Genomic DNA, 19,536 nt, shown 5'->3' with positions numbered 1-19,536 from the left:
TTCGACGGGCTCAACCACCGGTGGTTGATCCCGCTGAAACCCGGACCACTTCGCCCCAGGACTGCCGGGCCAGGTCCCGGACTGAGGCCAGGATCTCCGCGGGCGGCAGGGAGAGATCCAGCGGGAACTCCACGATGTCGATGTCCGTGTTCAGGATCCGGCGGAGCTTGATGTCCCCGGAGCCGGCGTAGACCAGCCACGCTGTTGGCACCGCCAGCGCAGTGCAGTGGGCCAGCATCTGGAAGTGGTCGGCGGTGAGGGAAGCGCCGGTGTCTGTGGCGGCCTTGTACTTGGCGTTGTAGGCCACCACGGGACGGCCACCGAGCATGTGCACGGCGTCCGGTCGCACGGTGAGGCGGTCCGAGTCCCGTACGGCTTCGCTCAGCAGCGCGTTGTACCGCAGCCGCAGCTCGCCGGGATACGCGGCCATCGCCTCCCCCAGCGCGGTGCCCACGAAGTCCTCGAATACCCGTGCCATATCCACCACGAACGCGGCCGTCTGCTGCTGTCCCGGACCCGCCTCTGCCGACGCGTTGCGGAGGATGAGCTCGGCCAGCCGCAGCACCGAGTGGTACCGGAGGTTCATCCTGCTGGGTTTCCATGGCGGCAGCGGCGCGCCCGACGGAAGCCGGGTGACGCCGTCGAGCTTGCCCTTGAGGAGGCGCAGCCGGCTGAGTACCTCGGGCCGGACCCGCGGCACCTGGCCCATGCGTTCCAGGGCCGCCCGCAGGATCCGGTTCTCGGCAATGTCCTCGGTAAATTCGTCGTAGGAGACCTCCAGCGGGACCAGCATGCCCGGCCTGCGGGAAATCTGGTCCGAGATGCGGATGCGCCCCTTAACCGTGCGGAGGGATTCGTCCACGGTGTGGTAGCCCTGCAGAACGCCGCGTCCCAGCGCCCGTTCGGCCAGCTGTGCCAGGGACTCGGCCAGCGCACTCCACAGCTCCCGCTCCTCGAAGGCCGCCACCGAGTCCGGTCGGAAACCCTGCTCCCCCGCATAGCTCAGGAGGAACAGCAATCGGCCAAGACCCAGCCGGTCCTTGGGACGGACATCCAACTGCACTGACGATGTACGCACTGAGCCCACGTTGCCCACCGGTTCAATCCGGTACAGCCCCATCCCCATGGGCGAGGCCTTGGCCAGTCCACTCGAATTCAGGAACGAGGCACTGGCCGGATCCAGCCGCTCCACGATCCCGCGGGACAGTTCGTCCAGCACCAGGTGCCGCGCGGCGCCGCCGGATCCGCGTGCGACTGCGTTGTTTTCCGGGGTGAAGGGCCCGGCAGGGTCAGCGGAGCGCAAGGCGTCCCAGCAGTTGCTCCAGCCCGAACCGTTCCTCCAGCTGCGCGCGGGTCAGCTGGCCGTGATAGTGCTCCTCCAGCAGCGGCATGAGTTCGTACTTCCAGATCCGCCGCAGCCCGGCCGGTGTCTGCGCCGCGGGCTTCATGAAGTAGGACGGGCCGATCATCAAGTCCCGGTCCCATTCGTCGATGGCCCCGTTGAGGGCGTCCAGCAGCAGCGCCGGCGTGGTGTCCAGCCCACGGGCCTCGAGGAAGCGGAGCAGCGAGCCCTTGACGGGTTCGGTTTGCGGATGCAGCTCAATGAAAGAGAACCGGCGGCGGATGGCGGCATCCATCATGGCGATGGACCGGTCCGCCGTGTTCATGGTGCCGATGATGTACAGGTTGTCCGGCAGCGTGAACGGCTCGTTGGGACTGTACTGCAGGTAAATGCGGTCGTCCCGGTACTCCAGCAGGAAGTAGAGCTCGCCGAACACCTTGGCCAGGTTGGCGCGGTTCATCTCGTCGATGATCAGGAAGTACGGCTTCTTCTCGTTGCCGGGCTTGGCGGCTTCCTCGGCGAGACGGCGCAGCGGGCCGGCAACAAGCTTGAAGGAGACCTGGCCTTCGTCTGTCTTGTCCGGGCGGTACCCCTCGAAGAAGTCCTCGTAGGCGTAGGAGGGGTGGAACTGGACCAGCTTGACGCGTTCGTCGGTGGTGTCATCAGCCAACTCCGCTGCCAGGTGCTTGGCCAGGTACGTCTTGCCGGTGCCGGGCGGGCCGTACAGCACCAGCTGCCGGTTCTCCTCCAGCAGGTCCGCGATTTCCTGCAGGGGTTCCAGTTCCATGTGCAGGGACTCCGCGAACTCCGGCGTCAGCGGGCGGAAGCCTTCCTGAAGGGGTTGCACGACGGCGGCGGCTTCCGTTTCGGCGTCGGGCTCCGTCTCGGCTTCGGCCGGCAGGAGGGCCTGCAGCGCCTGCACCACACGGGTGGCGTCCACCACGATGCCGGGGGTTGCCAGCTGCCGCTGGACGTGCCGGGGCAGGCTGGTGGTGGCGTGGCCTTCGTCGAACCAGCGCACTTTCCGGCGCAGCCGCCGGTTGTCATCGTTGTACTCCGGCTCGCCCAGCACGCCGCCCAGCCGGACGGTGCCAGCGTGCTGGTACAGGACCAGGTCGCCGGGCTTCATGACGGTAAGGAAGGCAAAGACGGCAGTCTTGGTGTCCTCGCGCTCCACGTAGCCAAGGTGCTTGTAGTCCTCGTCCACGGCATGCTGGACCAGCCCGGCGGTGACGCCGGGCTCCAACAGGCGGAGGTGTTCGACGTCGAGCGTAACCTTTTCCTCGCCCTTCCAGGCGGTGAGCAGCTCGGCGTTATCGTGGTGGGTCCGGAGCAGCCACGCGCGGCGGCCGGGGTCGCCCACCTTGCGCCACTGGCTGACGAGCTGGCGGGCGTACCAGTCGATGCGCTGGCCGGCTTGCTCATCGAGGTGCAGGCGGATGCGGTGGATGTCCGCGGTGATGTCTTCTTCGGAATCCCCCTTGGCACCACCCACCAGAGAGGCGAAGGCGTCCCGGATTTCCTGCCGCTCCACATCCGCCACCACGGGTTCAAAATAGCTGGGCCAGGCCAGGAATTCGATGCTGCGGCGGAGGGCAGGCTGGTCCACCGGGGTGCCGGCGGCAAGGGCGTGGAACTTCAGCGGGTCCAGCAGCGCAGCGGTGATGGTGGTGGGCGGTTGCTGGTCCACATGCTGCACAAAGCGGCACAGCCACCGGAGGTGGTCCCAGATGGTCCAGTTGAACTCGGCCGTGCGGTCCCGGATCACGCCGTGGTCCGTCATGCCCTGGTAGAGCTCTTCAGGCAGTTCCAGGGGCGGCTCAAGCCAGGAGGCGGCCTCGGCCACGCGGGCCCGCTTGACCTTGAGCGATTTCACCTCGTGCGCCAGGGGCAGGGACTGCAGGAACAAAAGCTCGGCGGCCAGCTGCTTCGCTTCACGGGAGGCGCCGTCAAGGTTCTGCCGGAGGTTGGTCATCATGGGCGCTTTGGGATCCGGCGTGCCCCGTTCCAGGCGGTCCAGCAGTTCCGCGGCGGCCTCGGAGGTCCAGGTCAGTGTCCGCCCGTCCAGGGCCGATGGCTTGCCCTGCAGCCCCGGGCCCAGGACAAACCATGCTGCGTCCTCGATCTCCTTTGAGATGCCGAGGGCGCGGGTCATGGCAGCAGTGGAGGCGGGGGTCATGCATTCAAATTTACAGGGTCTAACTGGACGCCTGCTCAAAGCCGCGTGGCCGCCCGGTCAGGAGCTGTCCGGTTAACCCCGGACGGCTCCTGTCCGTTAGCCCGATGAATTACGTGCGCGGAGCGGACCGCTTCCGCCCGAAAATGAAGTACCCCATGGGACCGACGAAGTTAATGAAGGATGCCGCACGCCAGGCTCCCTTGGGCCCGTTAATCAGTGCCGCCGGCCGCTGCGAGATATCCCGCTGCGCCGCTACCAGCAGCGCGAGCTGGACGATGGCCACGATGACAGTGCCGGCCTTGGATGACGGCGACATCTCCTTCCAGGTCTTCTTCTTCCTGGCGACGCGGGTCTTGTTCTTGCCCATCTGGCTTCCTTTCGCTGTGGTGTGGTTCCAGTCCAGTGTGCCCCGTGGGGTCCTGTCCAGGGGCTTAGTGCCTGTACGGCGCCATGCGTTCCTTCTGTTCCGGGGTGAGCCGTTGCACCCTCCCTGTGGCTTCATCCACGAAAGCGAGATGGCTGCTGGCCTTCACGCAGTCCTCACCCGTGACGGGATCCTGGACCAGGTAGTGGATGTCGAAGCTGGCACCCTTTACGGCACCGATCCACACGTGGACCACCGCCGGGATGTTCCGGTATTCCAGGGTCCTCACATAGCGGATCTTGTGGTCCACCACCAGGGCCATGATGCCGTCCGGGACATCGTTGAACAGCGACGCCACCGGCTCCACACCGGGAAGTCCGGCACCCCGGGGCGGACCGAAGGCACCGATCCGCGCTTCCTCAAGCATCCGGACGATCTGCACGTTGTTGATGTGTCCATAGGCGTCCATGTCGCCCCAGCGCATGGGAACGGGGACCTCGATCCGCTGGCCGCCGTTCCCGTCGTTCGCGCTCAGCTGTGCACCGCCGTCGAATCGTCCACTGGCACGTCACCGGCGTCGGCACCGGCGAACTGGGACATATACAGGCGGTGGTAGGCGCCTTCGGCCGCAAGCAGGACCTTGTGGTTGCCCTGCTCCACGATCTTGCCGTTCTCCATGACCAGGATGGTGTCGGCGTCGCGGATGGTGGAGAGCCGGTGCGCAATCACGAAGCTGGTGCGGTCCGACCGGAGGGCGGCCATGGCCTTCTGCACCAGCAGCTCGGTGCGGGTGTCCACCGAGCTGGTTGCTTCGTCGAGGATCAGCAGTGAGGGGTTGGCCACGAAGGCACGGGCAATGGTGATCAGCTGCTTTTCGCCGGCACTGACGTTGTTGCCTTCCTCGTCGATCACCGTGTTGTAGCCCTCGGGCAGGGCGCGGACGAAGCGGTCCACGAACGTGGCCTTGGCCGCGGCCATGACCTGCTCTTCGGTGGCGTCGAGGTTGCCGTAGCGGATGTTGTCGTAGATGGACCCGCCGAACAGCCACGCGTCCTGCAGCACCATGCCCACCTTGGAGCGGAGTTCGGACCGGCTGAGGTGCGTCACGTCAACGCCGTCCAGGGTGATGGAACCGGAGTTGAGCTCGTAGAAACGCATCACCAGGTTCACCAGGGTGGTCTTTCCGGCGCCGGTTGGCCCCACGATAGCCACGGTGTTCCCCGGCTCCGCAGTGAAGGACAGGTTCTCGATGAGCTGCCGGTCTTCGGTGTAGCTGAACGTGACGTCCCGGAATTCCACGTGGCCATCGGTCCTGGCCGGCAGGTGCTCCGTTGCGGTTTCCGGGTCCTGCTCGTCGGCGTCAAGGAACTCGAACACCCGCTCGGCTGAGGCCACACCGGACTGGAGCATGTTGGCCATGCCGGCCATCTGGCCCAGCGGCTGCGTGAATTCGCGGGAATACTGGATGAAGGCCGTGGCGTCACCGAGGGACATGGAGCCGGAAGCGACGCGAAGGCCGCCCACAACGGCGATGCCCACGTAGCTGAGGTAGGACACGAACTGCATCACCGGGAAGATGATGCCGGAGACGAACTGTGCGCCGAAGCTGGCCTTGTACAGGGCCTCGTTGCGCTCGTCGAACCGCTCGAGCATGTCCGCCTCGCGGCCGAAGACCCGGACGAGGTCGTGGCCGGAGAAGGACTCTTCAATCTGCCCGTTCAGCGTGCCGGTATTCTTCCACTGCGCCGCAAAGAGCTTCTGGCTCCGCACGCCGATCAGGCCCGCTGCGACGCCCGAGAGCGGGAGTGCCACCAGGGCGATCAGTGCCAACTGCCAGGAGACGATGAACATCATGATGACGATGCCCACCACTGTCAGCAGCGAGTTGATCAGCTGCGCGAAGGCCTGCTGGAGCGCCTGCTGGATGTTGTCGACGTCGTTGGTCACCCTGGACAGCACGTCGCCGCGCTGGCGGGTGTCGAAGTAGTTCAGCGGGAGGCGGTTGAGCTTCTTTTCGGTGTCGTCCCGGAGCTTGCGGATCACCTTCATGACGATGCGGTTCAGGACGTAGCCCTGCAGCCACAGAAAGATGTTGGACACGAAGTACATCAGCAGGACCACAGCGATGAGCATGGTCAGCTTGTTGAAGTCGATTCCGGTGCCGGGCACCAGTTCCATCCGGGAGACCATGTCCGCGAAATTGTCCTGGCCCTGTTGGCGCAGCCCCTCGACAAACTGGTCCTTGCTCACGCCGGCAGGCAGTTGCTTGCCCACCACACCGCCAAAGATCACATCCATGGCCTGGCCGAGGATTTTGGGTGCGATGACGTTCAGTACAACAGCCACCACCACCATGGCTACCACCACGCAGATGCCCAGGGACTCGGGCTTCAGCAGGCCCATCAGCCGCTTGGCCGACGGCCAGAAGTGCTGGGCCTTCTTCGCGGGCATGCCGCCGAACATGTCGCCATCGGCTTCGGAGGGCGTGAACTCCTCCTCGTAGAAGTCGTCGTCCTCCACCACGGCGGTTTCAGCGGGGCTGCCGGTGTCCTGTGCGGTCGCCCCGGCGTCTTGCCCGTTCTTCGTCGGGTCTTTCTTGCGGGGGCTCATGCCATTTCCTCCACGCTCAGCTGCGATTCAACAATTTCCTGGTAGGTGGGTGAGGTTTCCAGGAGTTCCTCGTGCGTTCCGCGGTCCACGATCCGGCCGTTGTCGAGCACCAGGATCTGGTCCGCCTCGGTGATCGTGGAAACGCGCTGGGCCACGATGATGACCGTCGCGTCAGCAGTGGTGTCTTTGAGGGCCGCGCGGAGTCTGGCGTCGGTGGCAACGTCCAATGCCGAGAACGAGTCGTCGAACAGGTAGACACGGGGTTTGGTCACCAGTGCCCGGGCGATGCAGAGCCGCTGGCGCTGCCCGCCGGAGACGTTAGTGCCGCCCTGGGAGATCCGGGATTCGAGCGCCTTGGACTTTTCCCGTACGAACGATTCTCCCTGTGCCACCCGCAGCGCTTCCCATAGCTCCTGGTCCGTGGCATCGGTCTTGCCGAAACGCAGGTTGTGCTCGATGGTGCCTGAGAAAAGGTAGGGACGCTGGGGCACCAGGGCAACGCGCTTGGTGATCTCGGCGTGGTCAAGGTTGTTGACGGGGACACCGTCCAGGAGGACTTCGCCTTCCGCGGCATCGTAGAGACGTGGCAGCAGCGAGAGCAGGCTGGTCTTGCCCGCACCGGTGGAACCGATGATCGCGATGGTCTGGCCCGGCCGGGCGGTGAAGCTGATGTTGCTCAACACCGGGGACTCGGCGCCCGGGTAGGCGAAGGTGACGTTGCGGTATTCCACCACGCCACTGAGCTCCGAGGGGGCTACCGGGCGTTCGGGATCGTGGATGGAGGGCTCGACGTCGAGCACCTCGCCGATGCGGTCCGCACAGACGGACGCGCGGGGGATCATCATGGCCATGAAGGTGCCCATCATGACGGCCACCAGGATCTGGAGCAGGTACTGGAGGAACGCCGTCAGGGCGCCCACCTGCATGTCCCCCGAGTCAACCCGCTGGCCGCCGAACCACAGCACCGCGGCCGTGGACAGGTGCAGGATCATGCTTATGGCGGGGAACATGAGGACGAACAGGGCACCGATTTTCAGCGAAACATCGGTGAGTTCCTTGTTGGCTTCACCGAACCGGCCGGTTTCGTACGGTTCCCGGACGAACGCCCGGACCACCCTGATGCCGATGATCTGTTCGCGGAGGACCGCGTTGATGCGGTCGATCTTCTTCTGCATGGACCTGAACAGCGGCATAAGCCGGACCACCAGGTACCCCACCACCACGGTCAGCAACGGGACTGAGACCCAGACCAGCCAGGACAGGTTGATGTCCTCACGCAGCGCCATGATGATGCCGCCGATGCACATAATGGGGGTGGCCACCATGAAGTTCAAGCCCATCAGTACCAGCATCTGTACCTGCTGTACATCGTTGGTGCCGCGCGTGATCAGCGTAGGGGCGCCGAATGCGTTGACGTCCTTAGCCGAGAAGCTGGTGACTTTCCGGAACACGGCCCGGCGCAGGTCGCGGCCCAGGGCCATGGCCGTTTTTGAACCGAAGTACACCCCGGCGATGGCGGTAGCCACCTGGGCAAAGGCCACCAGCAGCATCACGGCACCGGTGCGCCAGATGAAGTCGGTGTCCCCCTTTGTGACGCCTTCATCGATGATCCGGGCGTTCAGGCTGGGCAGGTAAAGGGCCGCAATGGTGGATGCGAGCTGGAAGAAGATGACTGCGGCGATAGAGGGAAAATACGGTTTGGAGTAGCGCCGTATGAGCGTAAGGAGCATGGTTTCAACTCTAGTGTTGCCCACTGACATTGGAGTCCCATTTAATCCACCTTTTCGATCCAGTTAATGCTGCCGGCACCAATGGCGGTTGCCTGGACAAAAAGGGCCGGCGCCCGTACCCGGATTGCTGTCCGGATTCGGGCGGCGGCCCTGTTGCTCATGCGTGGCTGGCCACGGGAAACTCCCTACTGTTCCTCAGGAGTCCCGGCAGGAGCTGCGGAGGTCGGGTTGGCGGCACTGTGCTTGCCGCGCCCGGCCAGGTACAGGGCGGCAGCAGCCTGCAGCTTGCGTTCCTTGAGCAGCTTGCGCTGCACCCTGCGGAGTTCGGCTGCCGTCGCTTCCTGCCGGGCAGCGAGGTCCCGCTGGGACCGCAGCTGCTCCTGGATATCCAGCACCAAGCCACCCAGTTCCGCCTGCTGCCGGGCCAGCAGGTGCTGTGTGTCCTGCAGCTTCCGGAGGGTATCAGCGGCACTGGCGACGGCGTCGGCCGCCTTTTCGACAGAGTCGGCGGACCGGAGGTCCAACCCTTCGCTGCCGAACGTCCGGGCAAAAGCCTCCTCGAAGTCCTCCGTAGCTACGGACCTGGACGCGGCTGCGGCCGCGGCCCTGCCGCCGTCGTACGTCTTTGCCGGCGCGGCGCCTGTCCCCGGCCCTGCGTGGATTCCCGCCGGCCGGGCAGCAGAGGCGGTGCTGTATCCGCTGTCCGCGTCACGGGGAGCCCCGGAGGAAACCACGGGCAGCTGCCCGGTCATGGCGGTCATTCCCGCTTCGCCGGCGGCGTTGGCCTCCAGGGCCTTTTCAGGAGTGATGTCCACGGTTTTGCGCAGCGGTACTTCCTTGATGAAGAGGACGGCGATCAGGGCAACAACGGCAACGACGGCGGAGATCATGAAGATCCCGGCAGTGGCGTCACCGTAAGCGGCCCGCATGACGTCGGCGATGGGGGCGGGCAGGTCCTTGAGGTCCAGCGTCGCACCGCTGTTGCCGGTGGACTCGATGCCGAGCTTCGCCAGGCCGTCCGTGGCAAGGTCCTTGACGTGGTTGGCCATGACGGCGCCCAGTACGGAAACGCCGATGGCGCCGCCGACGGAGCGGAAGAAGGCAACGGAGGCACTGGCGGAGCCGATGTCCTGGGCCCGGACGGTGTTCTGGACGGCAAGGACCAGGTTCTGCATGAGCATGCCGAGGCCGATGCCGAAGATGCCCGTGTAGATGCCGGTCAGCCAGAGTTCGGTGGTGTGGTCCATGGTGCCGGCCATCGCCAGGCCGCCGATCAGCAGCACGGTGCCGCCGATCAGGAAGCCCTTCCACTTGCCATAGCGGCTGATCAGCTGGCCCGAAACCACCGAACCGACAAGGTTGCCGGCGATCATGGGCAGCGTGAGCAGGCCGGCCTCGGTGGGCGTGGCGCCGCGGGCCACCTGGTAGTACTGGCCCAGGAAGGTGGAGGAACCGAACATGGCCACGCCCACGGCAACGGAGGCCACAATGGCCAGGGCGGTGGTGCGGTCGGAGATGATCTTCAGCGGGATGATCGGTGCGGACACCTTGGACTCAACCAGCACCAGCAGGGCCAGCAGCAGGACGCCGCCGCCTACCATCAGTGCCGACTGCCAGGACCACCAGTCGTAGTAGTCGGCCTTGCCGGCGAAGGACACCCAGATCAGGAGCAGGCTGACACCGGAGGTCAGCAGGATGGCACCGAGCCAGTCGATCTTGGCGGGCCGCTTGACGTGCGGAATCTTCAGTGTGATTTGGAGCAGGATCAGGGCGACGACGGCGAGCGGCACGCAGACGAAGAACGTCCAGCGCCAGCCCAGCGAGCTGTCTACGATGAAGCCGCCCAGGAGGGGGCCGCCTGCCGTACCGACGGCCATGACGGCGCCCATGTAACCGGAGTACTTACCGCGTTCGCGGGGCGGGATGATGGAGCCGATGATTGCCTGCGCCAGTGCGGTGAGGCCACCCATGGCGATGCCCTGGATCACGCGGGCCGTGAGCAGGAACGGGATGTTCTCCGAGAAGCCTGCCATGACCGAGCCGGCCACGAAGATCACGATACTCAGCTGGACCAGGACCTTCTTGTCGAACAGGTCTGCCAGCTTGCCCCAGATGGGGGTGGTGGCCGCGTTGGCCAGCAGCGCCGCCGTAATGACCCAGGCAAAGTCCGTCTGTGTGCCCTTGAGCTCGGACATGATGGTGGGCAGCGCGTTGGCCACAATGGTGCTGCTGAGGATGGCGGTGAAGAAGGCAGCGAGCAGGCCGGTGAGGGCCTCCATGATCTGCCGGTGGTTCATGGGTGCGCCCGGTTCGTGGCGCTTGGATTGCCGTGATTCCTGTTTGGCAGAGCGTTCGCGGTGGCGCTCCTCCAGGTCCGCGGCGGCGGTGACGTTAGCCATTGAGGGACTCCTGCATGGTCTGGTGTTCGGTGGTGGTTCCGGCCGCCCTTGCCCGGATGGAATTCTTCAGTGAAGCTGTCAGTTTGTTGAGCATCGCGGCTGTTGCAATGGCATCGTCTTCGTTCCAGTCGGAGAGGTAGCCCTGCAGCGTCTCGGCCCGGTGCCGGATGAGCTCTGCAAGTTTTTCCTTGCCCCGCGGTGAGAGGGCCAGCAGTTGGGCCCTGCCATCGTCAGGATCCGGAGTTCTGATCACCAGGCCGGCGTCGGCAAGCTCAGCGATATGCCGGCTGAGCACCGGGGGGCTGACGCCCAGGCGTTCTGCCAGGTGCGCCGCGCGGGTTTCCCCTTCGCCGATGAACTTGAGCACGCCCTGGAGGGCTATGCCGGTGTCCTGGCCTTTGACGTTGATCATGGTGACACAGCGCAGTGCGCGCTGGAGGTCAAAGATATGGCCGACGAGATCGGCGGCGGTGGCCGGTGCGACAGACATGACCCTCCCTAAAGAATTAGTTGCTGCAAGCAACTGTATCAGGAAAAGGTTGCTTAGGGAAACGAATTGTCCGGCCGTCGTCGGGCATCCCCTTAAACGCCGACGCTCCCCCACCCCTGCCTGCGCAGGAGTGAAGGAGCGTGGAGATCGCCGGCCGCCTAGTCGCCCAGGTGCGTGGGGCCGAACATTTTCAGGAGCGTTTCAACCACGACGACGTTGGGGCCGTCGGCGGCGAATCCTGCCTTGAGCGCCTCCCCCACGTCCTCGGGGGCCACCTTGACGGCGGGCACGCCAAACGCTTCGGCGAGTTTGACGAAGTCCGGGCGGGCGAGCTCCGTGGCAGTCGCCTTGCCGAAGGCACCCACCATGTATTCGCGCAGGATGCCGTAACCGCCGTCGTCCACGATCAGCCAGGTGACCGGGACGTTGTGCTGCTTGGCGGTGGCAAGCTCAGAAATGGAGTACATGGACGAACCGTCACCGGATACAGCGAGCACCCGGGCAGAACCAGCGGGCTTTCCCAGCGTTTCCAGGCCGACGGCAGCCCCGATGGCAGCCGGGAAGCCGTAGCCCAGGCCGCCGGCGCCCTGTGCCGAGTGGAACTGCCCCTCGCGGGAATCCCAGCAGGACCAGGCCCAGTAGGCGGCGATGGTCATGTCCCAGAACGTCTGCATGTCCGCCGGGACAGCCTCACGGATGTCGGCCATGAACGCCAGTTCCTTGGCGAGGTCCTGGGACTCCAGCCTGGCCTTCACCTTGGCGAGGGACGCCTTTACCAGCTCTTCAGGAGTCGAACCGTGCCAGTCAGCCGCGACGTCCGCAGGCGCCAGCGCCTCGTCCAAGGCTGCCAGCGCCTGGCCCGCGTCGGCACGGATGCCCAAGCCTGGCCGGTTGGACTCCAGGACGCGGGGTTCGGCGTCGATCTGGATGATCCGGCCGCGGGGTTCGAACGTGAAGTAGTTGGACGTAACCTCCCCCAGGGACGAGCCGATGACCACCAGCACGTCCGCGTCTTCGAGGACGTCGGTCATATACCGGTCCTCGATCCATGACTGCAGCGACAGCTCATGGTTCCAGGGGAACGCACCGTTGCCGCCCGGGGTGCAGATGACGGGCGCACGGAGTTTCTCGGCAATGGACAGCAGCGATTTTTCCGCCTTGCCGCGGCGGGTGCCGCCGCCGGCGATAATCGCCGGACGCCTGGCCCCTTGCAGCCACTTCACGGCTTCGCGGACCAGTTCGACGCGTGGCGGGTTGTCGGCAGCTTCGGCCAACGCGTCCTCCACGGGCGGGACCATGATGGGATCCAGCAGCACGTTCTGCGGGATCTCGAGCCATACCGGCCCCTGGGGCGAGGAGATGGCCTCCGTCCAGGCGTCCTGGATGGCAGACGGGATGCCCGAGGCGTGCTGGATGAGCCGCTGGCTCTTGGTGACGTTCGCAGCCGATGCCTTCTGGTCATCGAGCTGGTGGAGCATTCCCTTGCGCCGGGCCCCCAGCCCTTCCAGCGGGATCTGGCTGGCCACCACCACCATGGGCACGCCGGTGGCGTAGGCCTCCTGCAACCCGGCCAGCGAGGTCAGCGCTCCGGGGCCGGTGGACAGGAACAGGACGCCCACCTCACCGGTGGCACGGGAATACCCGTCCGCGGCGAAGGCGGAGTTGTTCTCCACGCGCGAGGAGACAAAGTGCAGGTTTCCGCGGCCCATCGCGTCAAAGAGGCCCAGCGCGTGCTGGCCGGGAATGCCGAAGACAGTCTTCGCACCCAGGGCCTCAAGGGTCTCGACGACGAGGTCCCCGCCGTTGCGCTCACCGGAACTGTCCTCGATCCCGATAGGCGCAGCAGGGGCCTCCGGCCGCGAGGGTTCCCCGGCCGAGCTTGCGAGGGTGGGGAGCGGCTGGGGATTCACGGCCCTACTCCTTGCCGGCCACGGCGAAGCCAGCAGGCCGGCGCGCTTCCTGGCCGAGGGCCTGGGCGGCGTAGCCGGTGGCTGCACCGAAGCGGTCGCCCGGCACGGCGCTGTCCGCCATGAGGGTGACCAGCTCGTAGGCCACGTGGCTTCCGGCGACGCCGGTGATCTCGGCATGGTCGTAGGCCGGGGCCACTTCCACGACGTCGGCGCCCACCAGGTTCATGCCGCGGAAGCCCCTGATGATTTCCAGGAGTTCGCGGCTGGTGATGCCGCCTGCTTCGGGGGTTCCGGTGCCCGGCGCGTGCGCCGGGTCGAGGACGTCGATGTCCACCGAGATGTAGAGCGGGCGGTTGCCGATCCGGTCACGGACCTTGGCCACGGTCTCCAGGACGCCCTGGTAGTAGACATCCGCTGAGGTGACGATGCCGAAACCGAAGCGGTGGTCGTCGTCGAGGTCCTTCTTCCCGTAGAGCGGACCGCGGGTGCCGATGTGACTGATGGCCTCGGTGTCGAGGATGCCTTCTTCGACCGCACGGCGGAACGGGGTTCCGTGGGTGTATTCAGCGCCGAAGTAGGTGTCCCAGGTGTCCAGGTGCGCATCGAAGTGCAGCATGGCGATGGGGCCGCCGGCGCGTTCTGCGGCGGCACGAAGCAGGGGCAGCGCGATGGTGTGGTCGCCGCCGAGCGTCACCAGCTTGCTGCCGCCGGAGGTGAGGTCCAGTGCGTTCTTCTGGATGGTTTCGATGGCCTCGTTGATGTTGAAGGGGTTGACGGCCATGTCCCCGGCATCGGCCACCTGGATGTTTTCGAACGGGCTGACGTCCCAGGCCGGGTTATACGGGCGGAGCAGCCGGCTGGCCTCGCGGACGTGGTTAGCGCCGAACCGGGCACCCGGCCGGTAGGAGACGCCTGAGTCGAAAGGCACGCCCACCACCGTGACGTCTGCCTTGGCCACCTGGTCCAGCCGCGGAAGGCGCGCAAACGTGGCCGCCCCGGCATAACGCGGAATCCGGGATGAGTCGATGGGTCCAAGGTTGCCGTTGGCTTCGATGCGCAGCTCTTCCATGCGGGTTTCTCCTTTGAAGAGTGAGGGGCTGGTGTGACTGCCATCATACACCTCGGTTTTCCAATGCGCATCAAGTGTTTACCTTCGTAATCCTGGGGGCGTGCGGTCCTGCCCACTTGCCGCCGACGCACGGACACATCCCTACCCGCGAACCGCGCAATCCCGGCACCACACAACTAACGGAGCGCAGGCAACTGGGAGGGAACGCACTGACACCCGGGTCCGCGATGGCCCACATACGGCCGAACGCGGGTTCCGCACTCCCTGCGCACATCATGCAATGGCCTCATGGACATCCTTGAATACCTTCGACAGTCAGGCGGCGTAGCCCGGTCCGGTCAACTCCTGGGGGCAGGTTTCACGCCACGGGACCTCCAACGGCTCGCAGGGCTTGGCGCCCACCAACCCCGGCGCGGCGTTTTTGTCCTGCCGGATTGCGATAAGGCATTCCTCGCCGCGATCCTCCATAACGGCCGGCTGACCTGCGCCAGCGCCGCCGGACACTACGGACTCTGGCTCCGTTCACCTCCCGAGCAGCCCCACCTGGCCTGCCGCCACGGTCACGGCAACGGCTTCATCCGGCACCGCACCGTAAGGTTCCCGGGACACCCTTCGCTGCCCGTGGCCGCCGTGGAGGATGTGGCGCTTCATGCCTTGGGCTGCCTGGCACCGCCAGCCTCAGCGGCAATCGCGACGTCGGCGATCAGGTTGCATGGCGTCCCGCGTGAACTGCTGGCATCCCGGCTCCAGGCCGATCGCTCCGGCCCCGCACGCAGAATCCTGAAGGAACTCGATCTCCGCGCAGAGTCAATTGTGGAAGTTGATGCCCAGCACCTGTTCCGGACACACGGAATCACGTACGACGCCCAGGTCTTCCTGCCCGGGATAGGCCGGGTGGATTTCCTGCTGGGCGGATTTCTGATCGTGGAGATTGACGGGTTCGCTTTCCATTCCAAACGGGAGGACATGCTGCGGGACAGGACCCGCAACAACTTGTCCGCCGTCCAGGGGTATGCCGTCCTTCGCTACATGCCCGAACATATCTGGTTCAACCCGGGCCAGGTTGTGGCGGACGTCAGGTCAGTCCTGGCCGGCCCGCGCGACCAGCGCAGGTAAGCGTGCGTTCCAGCCCAGTTACTGCCACGCCGGGGCGCTCCGCTTCAACCCGTCCTGCGGAAACTGGAGGCTCCCGCCGGGATGGCCAACAGTAACCGGGCAGGAAGGTACGCGGCCAGAAAAGGAGGGAGTTACCGGCTTGCGGCGGGCACCAGTACCCAGAGCACTTCCACCGGTTTGTCGGTGGGGTTGATCCAGGTGTGCGGTTCACGGCCGGGGAAAGTGACGGTATCCCCCGCACTGAGGTCGTATTCCTCATTGGTAAGGATCAGCCTGATGCTGCCCTTGGTGACGTGGAGGACGTCGACGTCGCAGTCCACGGCGTAAAGCTCGGACTCGCCACGGCCATGCGGCTCGATGACAGCCTGGATGATCTGGATTCGCCGCTCGGACCGGGCCGTCAGCAGGCGTTCGACAATCCCCTGCCCGCCGAGGGAGATCCGCGGACCCTCATTGCGCTTGGTCAGATGGGTCTCCGGCGCAACAAAAAGGTCGCCGATGGAAATGGAGAGGACCTGGCACAGCGTCACCAGGGATGCAACGGACGGCGAGGTGAGGTCGCGCTCCACCCTGCTGAGGAAGCCCTTGGTCAGCCCGGTGGCGTCCGCCACCTGCTCGATGGTGAGCCGCTGGGACTGCCGAGCCGCGCGAATCCGGGAGCCGATGGCAACCGGAACATTGCTGGGCTCAACTGGCAGTGCCTTCATCTACGAACCTTTCATAGCCGGCAGTCCGGCCCCGCTCTGCAGCAATACTAATGGCCACCACCATGTGTGACGCCTCCATGGCGCGCGGACCCGGACCACGAACTTCCCCTTGACTGTTACTGCGGTCACAGCCTAATCTTTGGAAACACCTGTTGCCTATAAGGCAATTGTCGGGAGATTCCTCCCCTTTTTCCATTTTCCGCAGTTCAGTCCGGATCCCCGCCGGGCACTTCGGCTGCCAATCAGCTCCAAGGAACCCTTCATGGATGCAAGTGTCATCAACATCGCCATCGTGGTGGTGTACCTCGTCGCAATGCTGGCGTTCGGCTGGTGGGGCAAGTCCCGCACCCGCAACAACAGCGACTTCCTGGTGGCCGGCCGCCGCCTGGGCCCCTTCCTTTACACCGGCACCATGGCCGCCGTTGTCCTGGGTGGCGCCTCCACTGTGGGCGGCGTTGGCCTGGGCTATAAGTTCGGCATCTCCGGCATGTGGCTGGTGGTGGCCATCGGCGCCGGTGTCCTGCTCCTCAGCCTCGCCTTCGCCGGCACCATCCAGAAGCTGAAGATCTACACCGTCTCCCAGATGCTGTCCCTGCGCTACGGCAGCCAGGCCACCCGCACCTCCGGCATCATTATGCTCGCGTACACGCTGATGCTGTGCGCCACCTCCACCGGCGCTTACGCCACCATCTTTGTGGTGCTGTTCGGTTGGGACCGGGCAGTGGCCATCGCTGTGGGCGGCGCCATCGTCCTGGTGTACTCCACCATCGGCGGCATGTGGTCCATTACCCTGGCCGACCAGGTGCAGTTCGTGATCAAGACCGTGGGCATCTTCTTCCTCATGCTGCCCTTCACGCTCAACGCCGCGGGTGGACTGGACGGCATCCGCAGCCGCGTGGAAGCCAACTTCTTCCAGATCGACGGCATCGGCGTCGAAACCATCATCACCTACTTCGTGGTCTACACCCTGGGCCTGCTGATCGGCCAGGACATCTGGCAGCGCGTGTTCACCGCCAAGACGCCGAAGGTAGCCCGTTGGGGCGGCGCCACCGCCGGAATCTACTGCATCCTCTACGGCGCTGCCGGCGCCCTCATCGGGCTCGGTGCCCGCGTTGCCCTGCCCAGCATCGACGTCGCCACCGAGGGCAAGGACGTTGTTTACGCGGAGGTGGCCCAGAACCTGCTGCCCATCGGTATCGGCGGCCTTGTGCTCGCCGCAGCCGTTGCAGCCATGATGTCCACCGCGTCCGGCGCCCTCATCGCTGCCGCCACCGTGGCACGTGCCGACGTTTTGCCGTTCGTTGCTGGCTGGTTCGGCAAATCCATAAACACTGACGATTCGGACAACCCCGAGCACGATGTCAAGGCCAACCGCCTGTGGGTCCTGGGGCTCGGTATCGTGGCCATTCTGGTCGCCATCGTCACCAAGGACGTGGTGGCTGCGCTCACCATCGCCTACGACATCCTGGTGGGAGGCCTGCTCGTGGCCATCCTGGGCGGGCTCGTCTGGAAGCGTGGCACTGGCATTGCCGCTGCAGCCTCCATGGCCTTCGGGTCCGTGGTCACACTGGGCACCATGATCATCCTGGAGATCAACGCCGAAGAGCCGTTGGCAGGAGTGTTCGCCAACGAGCCGATCTACTTCGGCCTGGCCAGCTCCGCAGCCGTCTACATCGGTGTCTCGCTGTTCACCCGCCCCACCGCGCCGCACGTCATGCGCAACTGGCAGCGGCGGGTGGCAGGGCAGGACTCCCAGGAAGAGTCCGCCGAGCGGATTGCCGCCAGCTGACCGGCCCGCGAGAAACCGAAGGGTTTCCCCGCATGCACTGGATCCTGGCAACGCACGACGGCGGCGCCTCCTTTCGCGGACAGCGGGAGGAGGCGCCGCCGTCGTCCGTCCTGCGCCCCTTGGCGCGGCTTACCCGCTTTCGCGGACCTCGTCCGGATCGAGCGGAACCACACGGTCCTCGGCGTCGACCACCACCGGGGCTGCATGGACCACCGGCTCCTCCTGGTCCAGGAATTCGTCCTCGGCGTCCCAGTCCTCGCCGGCCGCCGGCGTGTCTTCGGCGTAGTCGTATGCGGGGTCCGCCTCCACGGCGTCCAGGTGCGGCATGTCCGGGTGCTGTCCGGTGGTGCCCATGATTCAACCTCCGTGTCTTCGCCTGACGTGCTCTTGTTGGTGGCGGCCTCACTGCGCCGCACTTTCATCACAACACCGCGGTTGGGCAGGGTCAAGAGTCCATCGGCCGGCTGTGGACAGTGCGTGGAGAGCCCCACGGGGAACGCCGGAACGGCCCTCGGATTGAGGCATACCGAAACCCGGAAGCGAGGAATGCCAGCCGAAAAACCGCGGAAATTCGCAGTAGGCTGGCTCTGCAACGGGGCCGAACATCTTGTCCCACCAGCCCAGGAGTCTTCGTGTCGCAGCACGCCCAGTCCACGCCAAACCATTCAACCCCGCATCATTCCAGCCAGCACCATTCGAGCCCGGAGTCCGCCCCGCAGGCCGGCGCAGCGGGCCACCACCCAGCACCGTCGTCCGCAGACCTGAAACGGTGGCGCCAGTACCTTGCCGACGAGCGGGCCGAGGCCGCTGTTTACCGCGACCTGGCCCAAAACCGTGAAGGCGAGGAACGCGAGATCCTCCTTGCCCTCGCCGAAGCCGAAGGCCGCCATGAGGCCCACTGGCTGGGACTCCTCGGCGACCACGCCGGGAAACCGCGCCCCGCCTCGGCCCGGAGCCGGATGCTCGGCTTCCTGGCCCGCCACTTCGGGTCAGTGTTCGTGCTCGCGCTGGCGCAGCGCGCCGAAGGGCGATCACCTTACGCCAAGGACCCCAACGCCACGGACGCCATGGCCGCGGATGAACAGATCCATGAGGAAGTGGTTCGTGGGCTGGCAACACGGGGCCGCAACCGCCTTGCCGGAACCTTCCGTGCCGCGGTCTTCGGCGCCAACGACGGCCTGGTCAGCAACCTGTCCCTGGTGATGGGAATGGCAGCGTCCGGCGTCGCCAGCAGCGTGGTTCTGCTCAGTGGCATCGCGGGCCTCCTGGCCGGGGCCATGTCCATGGGCGCCGGTGAGTTCATCTCCGTCCGGTCCCAGCGGGAACTCCTGGCAGCTACCCGGCCCACGCAGGTCACGCTGGCCGCGGCACCCAAGCTGGACCTGGAGCACAACGAGCTCCTGCTGGTGTACCTGGCCCGGGGCATGTCCCACGAAGCAGCCGAACACCGGGTGGCCGAACGCACGGGCCTGCTCTCCTGCGACTGCGACCCCAGCCTGTCCCTCCAGCCCGAGCTGCCGGAGGAGGAGGACCAGCACGAGGCCGTGGGCACCGCCTGGGGAGCCGCATTGTCCAGCTTCTGCTTCTTCGCCTCCGGCGCCATCATCCCCATCCTGCCGTTCCTGTTCGGCCTGACCGGGGTCTCAGCCCTGGTGGTTGCCGGCGCCCTGGTGGGCGTCGCATTGCTGGCAACCGGCGGCATCGTCGGCCTGCTGTCCGGCACGTCACCCCTCACCCGGGGACTGCGCCAGCTGGGCATCGGCCTGGGCGCGGCCGCCGTCACTTATCTGCTGGGGCTCGTCTTCGGCACCGTCGTCGGCTAGCGGCGGCC

General features: G+C 65.8%; 15 protein-coding genes. 3 read left to right on the top strand and 12 right to left on the bottom strand.

The window, feature by feature from the left end; translation table 11 throughout:
* Positions 1–10 precede the first annotated feature (10 nt).
* The 10 genes from UC32_RS14915 to speB form a co-directional block, all read right to left on the bottom strand.
* Positions 11–1,303, bottom strand: a complete 1,293-nt coding sequence (locus UC32_RS14915) for a 5-methylcytosine restriction system specificity protein McrC (protein ID WP_045731978.1) — start codon at positions 1,301–1,303, stop codon at positions 11–13.
* Positions 1,290–3,521, bottom strand: a complete 2,232-nt coding sequence (locus UC32_RS14910) for an McrB family protein (protein ID WP_045731977.1) — start codon at positions 3,519–3,521, stop codon at positions 1,290–1,292. Before UC32_RS14910 ends, UC32_RS14915 begins: the two co-directional genes overlap by 14 nt.
* A 109-nt stretch (positions 3,522–3,630) precedes the next feature.
* Positions 3,631–3,888: a membrane protein gene (locus UC32_RS14905; RefSeq protein WP_045731976.1), complete on the bottom strand. Its 258-nt coding sequence runs from the start codon at positions 3,886–3,888 to the stop codon at positions 3,631–3,633.
* 64 nt (positions 3,889–3,952) lie between these two features.
* Entirely contained in the window at positions 3,953–4,369 is a 417-nt protein-coding gene (locus UC32_RS14900) for an acyl-CoA thioesterase (protein WP_045731975.1), read from the bottom strand.
* A 47-nt stretch (positions 4,370–4,416) separates the two neighbouring features.
* On the bottom strand, positions 4,417–6,495 hold the full coding sequence (locus UC32_RS14895) for an ABC transporter ATP-binding protein (RefSeq protein ID WP_045731974.1): 2,079 nt from the start codon (positions 6,493–6,495) through the stop codon (positions 4,417–4,419).
* The gene (locus UC32_RS14890) at positions 6,492–8,225 is read right to left on the bottom strand and encodes an ABC transporter ATP-binding protein (RefSeq protein ID WP_045731973.1); all 1,734 of its coding nucleotides are present in this window, start codon (positions 8,223–8,225) and stop codon (positions 6,492–6,494) included. The genes UC32_RS14895 and UC32_RS14890 overlap by 4 nt, the downstream gene beginning before the upstream one ends.
* A 185-nt stretch (positions 8,226–8,410) precedes the next feature.
* Positions 8,411–10,624 carry an MDR family MFS transporter gene (locus tag UC32_RS14885; protein WP_152642633.1) on the bottom strand — a complete coding sequence of 738 codons (2,214 nt, stop codon included), beginning with the start codon at positions 10,622–10,624 and terminating at the stop codon, positions 8,411–8,413.
* Entirely contained in the window at positions 10,617–11,114 is a 498-nt protein-coding gene (locus UC32_RS14880) for a MarR family winged helix-turn-helix transcriptional regulator (RefSeq protein WP_045731972.1), read from the bottom strand. The genes UC32_RS14885 and UC32_RS14880 overlap by 8 nt, the downstream gene beginning before the upstream one ends.
* A 158-nt stretch (positions 11,115–11,272) precedes the next feature.
* Positions 11,273–12,949 (bottom strand): thiamine pyrophosphate-binding protein, encoded by a 1,677-nt coding sequence (locus tag UC32_RS14875; protein WP_045732047.1) that lies wholly within the window; start codon positions 12,947–12,949, stop codon positions 11,273–11,275.
* 79 nt (positions 12,950–13,028) lie between these two features.
* Positions 13,029–14,093 carry an agmatinase gene (speB, locus tag UC32_RS14870; RefSeq protein WP_045731971.1) on the bottom strand — a complete coding sequence of 355 codons (1,065 nt, stop codon included), beginning with the start codon at positions 14,091–14,093 and terminating at the stop codon, positions 13,029–13,031.
* A 288-nt stretch (positions 14,094–14,381) separates the two neighbouring features.
* On the opposite strand from speB, the gene UC32_RS14865 reads away from it, so the two are divergent.
* Positions 14,382–15,209, top strand: a complete 828-nt coding sequence (locus UC32_RS14865; RefSeq protein WP_045731970.1) for an endonuclease domain-containing protein — start codon at positions 14,382–14,384, stop codon at positions 15,207–15,209.
* Positions 15,210–15,340: 131 nt separating this feature from the next.
* Here the strand turns inward: UC32_RS14865 and UC32_RS14860 are convergent, their stop codons facing one another.
* Entirely contained in the window at positions 15,341–15,916 is a 576-nt protein-coding gene (locus tag UC32_RS14860; RefSeq protein ID WP_045731969.1) for a helix-turn-helix domain-containing protein, read from the bottom strand.
* A 262-nt stretch (positions 15,917–16,178) separates the two neighbouring features.
* On the opposite strand from UC32_RS14860, the gene UC32_RS14855 reads away from it, so the two are divergent.
* Positions 16,179–17,705, top strand: coding sequence for a sodium:solute symporter family protein (locus tag UC32_RS14855; RefSeq protein WP_045731968.1), 1,527 nt, complete (start codon positions 16,179–16,181; stop codon positions 17,703–17,705).
* A 129-nt stretch (positions 17,706–17,834) separates the two neighbouring features.
* Here UC32_RS14855 and UC32_RS14850 read toward each other — a convergent pair whose 3' ends face one another.
* Positions 17,835–18,059, bottom strand: a complete 225-nt coding sequence (locus tag UC32_RS14850; RefSeq protein WP_045731967.1) for a hypothetical protein — start codon at positions 18,057–18,059, stop codon at positions 17,835–17,837.
* A 278-nt stretch (positions 18,060–18,337) separates the two neighbouring features.
* Here UC32_RS14850 and UC32_RS14845 point away from each other — a divergent pair, with 278 nt between their 5' ends.
* Positions 18,338–19,528 carry a VIT1/CCC1 transporter family protein gene (locus UC32_RS14845; RefSeq protein ID WP_045731966.1) on the top strand — a complete coding sequence of 397 codons (1,191 nt, stop codon included), beginning with the start codon at positions 18,338–18,340 and terminating at the stop codon, positions 19,526–19,528.
* Positions 19,529–19,536: the final 8 nt, after the last annotated feature.

This window comes from Pseudarthrobacter chlorophenolicus (assembly GCF_000962805.1).
Classification (GTDB): domain Bacteria; phylum Actinomycetota; class Actinomycetes; order Actinomycetales; family Micrococcaceae; genus Arthrobacter; species Arthrobacter chlorophenolicus_A.
Note: the sequence above shows the minus strand (reverse complement) of the source record. Positions and strands in the feature narration are given on the sequence as shown.

Excerpts from the sequence above, each read along its gene's own strand:
- UC32_RS14860 (WP_045731969.1), bottom strand. The coding sequence starts at position 15,916 with ATGAAGGCACTGCCAGTTGAGCCCAGCAATGTTCCGGTTGCCATCGGC.
- speB (WP_045731971.1), bottom strand. The coding sequence starts at position 14,093 with ATGGAAGAGCTGCGCATCGAAGCCAACGGCAACCTTGGACCCATCGAC.
- UC32_RS14890 (WP_045731973.1), bottom strand. The coding sequence starts at position 8,225 with ATGCTCCTTACGCTCATACGGCGCTACTCCAAACCGTATTTTCCCTCT.
- UC32_RS14855 (WP_045731968.1), top strand. The coding sequence starts at position 16,179 with ATGGATGCAAGTGTCATCAACATCGCCATCGTGGTGGTGTACCTCGTC.
- UC32_RS14895 (WP_045731974.1), bottom strand. The coding sequence starts at position 6,495 with ATGAGCCCCCGCAAGAAAGACCCGACGAAGAACGGGCAAGACGCCGGG.
- UC32_RS14850 (WP_045731967.1), bottom strand. The coding sequence starts at position 18,059 with ATGGGCACCACCGGACAGCACCCGGACATGCCGCACCTGGACGCCGTG.
- UC32_RS14900 (WP_045731975.1), bottom strand. The coding sequence starts at position 4,369 with ATGCGCTGGGGCGACATGGACGCCTATGGACACATCAACAACGTGCAG.
- UC32_RS14865 (WP_045731970.1), top strand. The coding sequence starts at position 14,382 with ATGGACATCCTTGAATACCTTCGACAGTCAGGCGGCGTAGCCCGGTCC.
- UC32_RS14885 (WP_152642633.1), bottom strand. The coding sequence starts at position 10,624 with ATGGCTAACGTCACCGCCGCCGCGGACCTGGAGGAGCGCCACCGCGAA.
- UC32_RS14910 (WP_045731977.1), bottom strand. The coding sequence starts at position 3,521 with ATGACCCCCGCCTCCACTGCTGCCATGACCCGCGCCCTCGGCATCTCA.
- UC32_RS14880 (WP_045731972.1), bottom strand. The coding sequence starts at position 11,114 with ATGTCTGTCGCACCGGCCACCGCCGCCGATCTCGTCGGCCATATCTTT.
- UC32_RS14905 (WP_045731976.1), bottom strand. The coding sequence starts at position 3,888 with ATGGGCAAGAACAAGACCCGCGTCGCCAGGAAGAAGAAGACCTGGAAG.